Below are 5,687 nucleotides of genomic sequence, written 5' to 3' on the forward strand. Positions count from 1 at the left end.
TGAACTCTACGAGTTTCAGAATTACAACGAGGACAAGTATGAGGCTTCTTTTTCATTTCTAAATAAATTTCATAGCAAACATTATCAAGTACTTTTGTTATAATAACATCTTTAAAACCAAGTAAATTTTTGATACAATTATTAGTGTGCACTTGTAGGATGCCTCCTTTCAGGTAATATTTTTGTAGTTAATTTAATTTTACCAGGCATCTAAAACAGGTGCATATTTTTTTTGTAAAAAAATATGCTGGGGCTACGCCCCAACATTTATTATAGAACCTTTTTATTTTGTAGTGTAAAAAGACTTGCAGACGAGGGGAATCTGATAAAAAAATTATCGTCCAAAAGAAGGAAAATAAGTGGATGTGTAGAATAAAGTAAATAAGATTTATTTTTCAATTTTTTATACAATCAATGTATAGAAAAACCTATTTTACCCTTTATACATAGGGGAGTTTTTTGAAACCTTTATAAAATTAGATTTGTCAATGGATAGAGAGGTATAAAAATTTTATACATATCATGAATAGGAGATAATTTAGCAGCTAAAAAATGACTTTTTTGGGGGTTTTGAAAAGTGACCTCTAGAACATAGATTTTTCAAGGGCTTAAAAAGGGTAGGGTGAAAATGAATATGACCTGTTTGAAGGGATTGTTAAAACTGTTGCGCCTCTTGGTCTACTAGTAAGTCTTCACGTGAAAATGAATATGACCTGTTTGAAGGGATTGTTAATATAAAAAGCAGAAGTGAGTAAAATATTTAGGTTCTTTGTTAATAATAAGGTAATTTTTATGTCAAATTTGTAATTTTAAAATATTTATTAACAAATATAGTACAACTTTAAATTGAGCTAATTAGTAAATAGAGGTGATTTTTTAGATGAGGGTACTATTTTGTAATATAGCATGGATGAAATATTATAATGGAATAACTGATGATGATGTACCTGTTAATGGTGGTTCTTGGGTTAATGAATATAAAGAAGGAGCAGAATGCTTTAATTTTACATTGTATGATGACGATTGTTTTCATGGTTTTGTAGCTACAAAATCAAACCGAGGAAAATTTAATCAAATTCATATTGAAAAATTAGAGGGCATAAGTGAAGAAGATGATGAAGCGGATAATGTACTTGTTATATGGGTAGCGACAGATCCTACAAAGGGTAAAAGTTATATCGTTGGTTGGTATAAAAATGCAACTGTAACAAGATACTATTATGAAGATGCAGATGGATGGCCTAAAAATGTTTATGCTAAAGCAAAAAATTGTGTACTCTTACCTATAAACAAAAGACAAAAAATAGTTCCAAGAGCAGGAAGAGACGGATATTCATATGGTATGGGACAATCGAATGTTTGGTTTGGAAAACCACAAGATGAAAAATATAATTTATATCTAAAAAATATATTGAAATATATAAATTCATATAATGAAGAAAACTTAGCTCTAAATAATTATTAAACCTTAATACTTATCAATTTTAAATTAGAATTTAAAGAATGGGTCTTTATAAATAGGAGCTTTGTTAAAACTAAGGGAGGGTATTCGATTAGAATGCCTGTCCTTTCCAGTAAACTAAGAAATCAAAACTTGTATTAACTTCATCCTCCAAAGACATATTGAACAACACATTGATACAATAGATAGAAGCCTTGAGAAATCAGGGCTTTTTGCTTTTTGAATGGCAGCCATATCACATATAACTTATGAGTGAAACAAAAAAAGATAAATTGCATATTGATATGCATACAAGTTGAAAAAAATAATTAAATATAATAATATAAGAATAAAAGAGATAATTTGTAATCAATATAAAATTGGTGTAATACAGAAAAATTAGTAGGTGAAAATATGAAGATACAAAATCCCCACGATAAATTTTTTAAAGAAACCTTTTCAGATATAGAGGTAGCAAAGTATTTTATAAAAAATTATCTGCATTAAATGCGGCAAGGTATTTAGTAGAACTTGAGGATAAACAAACGGCACTTCATTACTTTGAGACATATATGAGGTATATATTTAATTCATATCAACAAATAACAGAAAGTGATTTTCAGGAGATAACGAAGGACATAGAGAAAATATTTATAGAAGGGAGTGAGTATGCTATGACATTGGCAGAAATGTTTAGACGAGAAGGTATGGAGAAAGGTATGGAGAAAGGTATGGAGAAAGGTATAGAAAAAGGAGAAACTATGGCACTAACAAAAACAGCAATAAAGTTATTGACTAAAAGGTTTGGGATAATATCTGATGATTTAAAAAAGAAATTACAAGAATTAGATGTAGCTACATTGGAAATTATAGTTGAAGATATATTAGATATGAAAACCATAGATGAAATAAATAAATATTTGAAGAAGTAATTTGAAATAAAATATATTTTGAAAAAGAAAACATTCACAGTATTAGCGGGGATGGTGAGCTTATGCTAACTATCCTCGCTTCATTTGCACAAGAGGAAAGAAGGTCAGTAAGTGGAAACTTGCAGTGGAGAATATTGGGAATGAAATAAAGAAGGCATTTGTTAAGGTGTTTAATGGGGTTACAAATAATAAGAAAGAAATTTTAAGGGGGTATGAGGAAGGTGTAAAGGAACTTAGTTGCACTGAAGATTTAGATGAAACAATTGATTTTTTTATTTTAGAGGCTTTATAATATGTATATAAACTTAAATAATAGGGAGGTTTGTTTATGAAAGTAGGAAGAAATGATCCTTGTCCTTGTGGTAGTGGTAAGAAATACAAAAAGTGTTGTATAGATAAAATAAACCAAGAAGTGAGCTTTAATAATTTTAGAAATTTTCTTTTAGAATTATGGTCTTATGAAGAAGTAAAAGAAATGAGCAATGAAGAAATAATAGAAAAATTACAAAGTATAGGAATAATGTTTAATAAAGAAATATTTTTAAAAGATATAGAAAGATATTATTCTGCAGAGCAAATATCTGAAAATTGGTTTAATACTTATAATGTGACAGCTAAAGGAAGAGATGAAGATTTTCCTTTTTATGCAGCTTGGGTATTATGGGAAAGGTTTGCTCCAGAAAATGCTTTATCTATGGAGCAAATGGCAGATTTGATTGAAGAAGGATATCAATATTTAGATGATAATAAATCAATTTTGGCATGCGATAAATGGTTAAAAGTTTGGGAAGGGATAAAATATAGAATAAGAACAGATTTTAACACTCTTGAATATTTGGATAAAGAGTATTGTGGAAGTTTTGACATAAGGGACTTTTGTCAAGAATTAGAGAGTGAGTTATATAATGCAGGAATTGATGAACCAAAATATTTTGAAGTCAGAATCAAATATTGTAAAGAATTTCTACATTATTTCTGGAATGAAAAAGAGGAATTAATTCATCAGATGAGGAGAGCGATAATTGAGTCTTTAGTTAGATTAAATAAATTAGAAGAAGCAAAAAAAGAGTGTGAAAAATTAATATTAGATTTTCCTAAGAACCCTTGGAGTTATATTGTTTATGGTGATGTATATTGTTTGTATGAAAGCGATATATATGATGCTGTTAAAGCAAAAGAATTCTACCAAAAAGGACTTTCTGTAGCCACAGGCAATGAAGAGAAAGAAATTATTAAGGAAAGATTAAAAAATTTGGGTTAATATAATTTTCAATTAAGATACTGAGGATTTAGTATGGAAGTAATTTTTATGTATTAAAAATTGGCTCTTTATAAATAGTCAGGGCTGGATATTCGATTAGAATGGCCGTCCTTAATTTTTTAAGAGTGATTTTAGGAAGTTAAGTTAGATTGGGGGAGTATTCTAAATTTGAACAACAGATACTTAGAAGCCTTGAAAAATCAGGGCTTTTTGTTTTGTAGTGTAAATATACTTGTATATTTGAAATTAGAATAGGGAATAACAAGATAATAAAAGAATATAAAAAGAATGATTTTTTTATGGAGTTTTATGATATAACTAAGGGTGGGGTATCAATAACTCCAATACGTAAATGACAAAATTTCACAATTGTAATTTTGTCTGTTTATATAAGTTGTCTATAATTTATTAAGGTTTTTAAAAAATGGGATGGGTATTAAATTAGAATACCTGTCCCTTTTGCTTTTTATTGGCAACCATATACATATAAATTCGTGATAATGTTACAAAAACACAGAACCAAGAGGATTATATAACAAGACATAATATCTTAGTTGAAAGGTGTGAAGGAAACAGAAAGTTAACTGGAGATGTTTAAATCAGAGGTTTAAAAGGTTTATAAAGAAGGATAGAATAGAGGAGTTTATGAAGGTTTTAAGAGATAGAAATTAATCAATAGCTAAGTTTGGTGTGAGCTTTGGAATTAGTTACTTATATCCACTATATGTATGATGATTTAGTAAAAAATAGAAAAATATATATTGTCTATTTATATATAATATAATACAATATAAGTGTAAATTTTTTCAAAGTATGTGTATATATTCAAGAGTTTTGTAAGGAGTATGAGCTAAATTCTTATGATTATGGTGAAGGCTACAAAGTATTTATTATGGGGTGAAATATGAAAAATAAGGTATGTTCATTATTGATATTATTAATGTTTATAAATATTGTATCATGTACAGGATTTAAAAAACTTTCAAAAATTAAGGCATTAGATTATTTTAGCGGTATTAATTGTGAAATTCCTTTAGAGATACCATATGCTTCACCTACTAGTGAGTATTTACATACAAATGATGATATGAAAACAATAAAAAATAAATTAGATTTAATTTCAAAGCAAACTAATAATTTTAATGTTGAAATGATATCAAATGATTCATTAATGATAATTTATAATAAAAATTCTCAAAATGCACTTTATGTATTATACGAATATACAGCGGAAGATATAGGAAAAAATATAAGCATCACTATGTATTTTCAGATTTTTCATCAAGAATATTTATGAACAAAAATAATGATAATAAAGAAATTATAACAATAACAGGAATTCCTATACCACATCACTATTTTAAAAATAGTTTGAGTCGAGATTATTATATTAATAATACGTATTTTATAAAAAATGATATTAATGAATTTTACGAATTTTACAATAAATTCAACTTATATTATAAAGACAAAAAAATACAAATCAAAAAAAATCAAAATGTTATATTTTTAAATGATGTTCCTGTAGATATTGAAATAAAAGACAAAAATGGTGAAATAAAAAATAAATTATGTACATTAAAAGAAATAAAATTTTCTTTTGTAAGAAGTCTAAATAAAGAAAATATACTAACTATAAATATCACAGTTGATTAGATATATTTATTTGTAAGCGTTAAAAATTAAAGGAGGAAATAGTTATAAAAATATTTTTTAATTAGGAGATGTTAATTATGAAAATAATTAATATTTTAGGTGTTGAAGAGAATAGTAAATATGTTGATAAAAATGATTATACAATAAAATATATAACTTGAATTCGGCAAGTGATGCCGAAAGGCATTGAAATTAAAGAATTTTTTGTTCAAAAAAATTAAAAGAAATCATCCCTTTTTAGTGTTAAAATATAATTGCAAAACCAAAACACAAAAGGGTGATTTCTATGAATAGTTTACAACAAAATCAAAAAAATTTAAAGAGGAAAATTAGATTTTTAAACATGAAAGCAAAATTTAATGATACCAAAGTTACTTCTGTAGCAACTTTTTCTTAT

At 26.6% G+C, this 5,687-nt stretch carries 6 protein-coding genes and 2 pseudogenes; all 8 read left to right on the forward strand.

What is annotated here, in order from left to right:
- Positions 1-880 precede the first annotated feature (880 nt).
- Complete coding sequence (locus A3M9_RS0111900; protein WP_027309391.1) at positions 881-1,465, forward strand: hypothetical protein; 585 nt, start codon at positions 881-883, stop codon at positions 1,463-1,465.
- A gap of 390 nt (positions 1,466-1,855) precedes the next feature.
- A complete protein-coding gene (locus tag A3M9_RS14725; protein ID WP_156897913.1) occupies positions 1,856-1,948 on the forward strand; it encodes an Rpn family recombination-promoting nuclease/putative transposase in 93 nt (30 codons plus the stop codon).
- A 65-nt stretch (positions 1,949-2,013) separates the two neighbouring features.
- Positions 2,014-2,373: a DUF4351 domain-containing protein gene (locus A3M9_RS13925; protein WP_027309392.1), complete on the forward strand. Its 360-nt coding sequence runs from the start codon at positions 2,014-2,016 to the stop codon at positions 2,371-2,373.
- Positions 2,374-2,384: 11 nt separating this feature from the next.
- A pseudogene (locus A3M9_RS14935) lies at positions 2,385-2,507 on the forward strand (recombinase family protein); the annotation flags it as partial.
- Positions 2,498-2,665 (forward strand): hypothetical protein, encoded by a 168-nt coding sequence (locus tag A3M9_RS14730; protein ID WP_198011972.1) that lies wholly within the window; start codon positions 2,498-2,500, stop codon positions 2,663-2,665. The pseudogene A3M9_RS14935 and the gene A3M9_RS14730, both read left to right, overlap by 10 nt.
- A gap of 39 nt (positions 2,666-2,704) precedes the next feature.
- A pseudogene (locus A3M9_RS15095) lies at positions 2,705-2,773 on the forward strand (SEC-C metal-binding domain-containing protein); the annotation flags it as partial.
- Positions 2,774-4,538: 1,765 nt separating this feature from the next.
- On the forward strand, positions 4,539-4,931 hold the full coding sequence (locus tag A3M9_RS0111925; RefSeq protein ID WP_027309394.1) for a hypothetical protein: 393 nt from the start codon (positions 4,539-4,541) through the stop codon (positions 4,929-4,931).
- The gene (locus tag A3M9_RS0111930; RefSeq protein ID WP_027309395.1) at positions 4,928-5,290 is read left to right on the forward strand and encodes a hypothetical protein; all 363 of its coding nucleotides are present in this window, start codon (positions 4,928-4,930) and stop codon (positions 5,288-5,290) included. The genes A3M9_RS0111925 and A3M9_RS0111930 overlap by 4 nt, the downstream gene beginning before the upstream one ends.
- The last annotated feature ends 397 nt before the right edge of the window (positions 5,291-5,687 follow it).

Source organism: Caloramator sp. ALD01 (assembly GCF_000472625.1).
In the GTDB taxonomy this organism is placed as follows: Bacteria; Bacillota; Clostridia; order Clostridiales; family Caloramatoraceae; genus Thermobrachium; species Thermobrachium proteoclasticum.

Excerpts from the sequence above, each read along its gene's own strand:
- A3M9_RS0111900 (WP_027309391.1), top strand. The coding sequence starts at position 881 with ATGAGGGTACTATTTTGTAATATAGCATGGATGAAATATTATAATGGA.
- A3M9_RS0111925 (WP_027309394.1), top strand. The coding sequence starts at position 4,539 with ATGAAAAATAAGGTATGTTCATTATTGATATTATTAATGTTTATAAAT.
- A3M9_RS14725 (WP_156897913.1), top strand. The coding sequence starts at position 1,856 with ATGAAGATACAAAATCCCCACGATAAATTTTTTAAAGAAACCTTTTCA.
- A3M9_RS0111930 (WP_027309395.1), top strand. The coding sequence starts at position 4,928 with ATGAACAAAAATAATGATAATAAAGAAATTATAACAATAACAGGAATT.
- A3M9_RS13925 (WP_027309392.1), top strand. The coding sequence starts at position 2,014 with ATGAGGTATATATTTAATTCATATCAACAAATAACAGAAAGTGATTTT.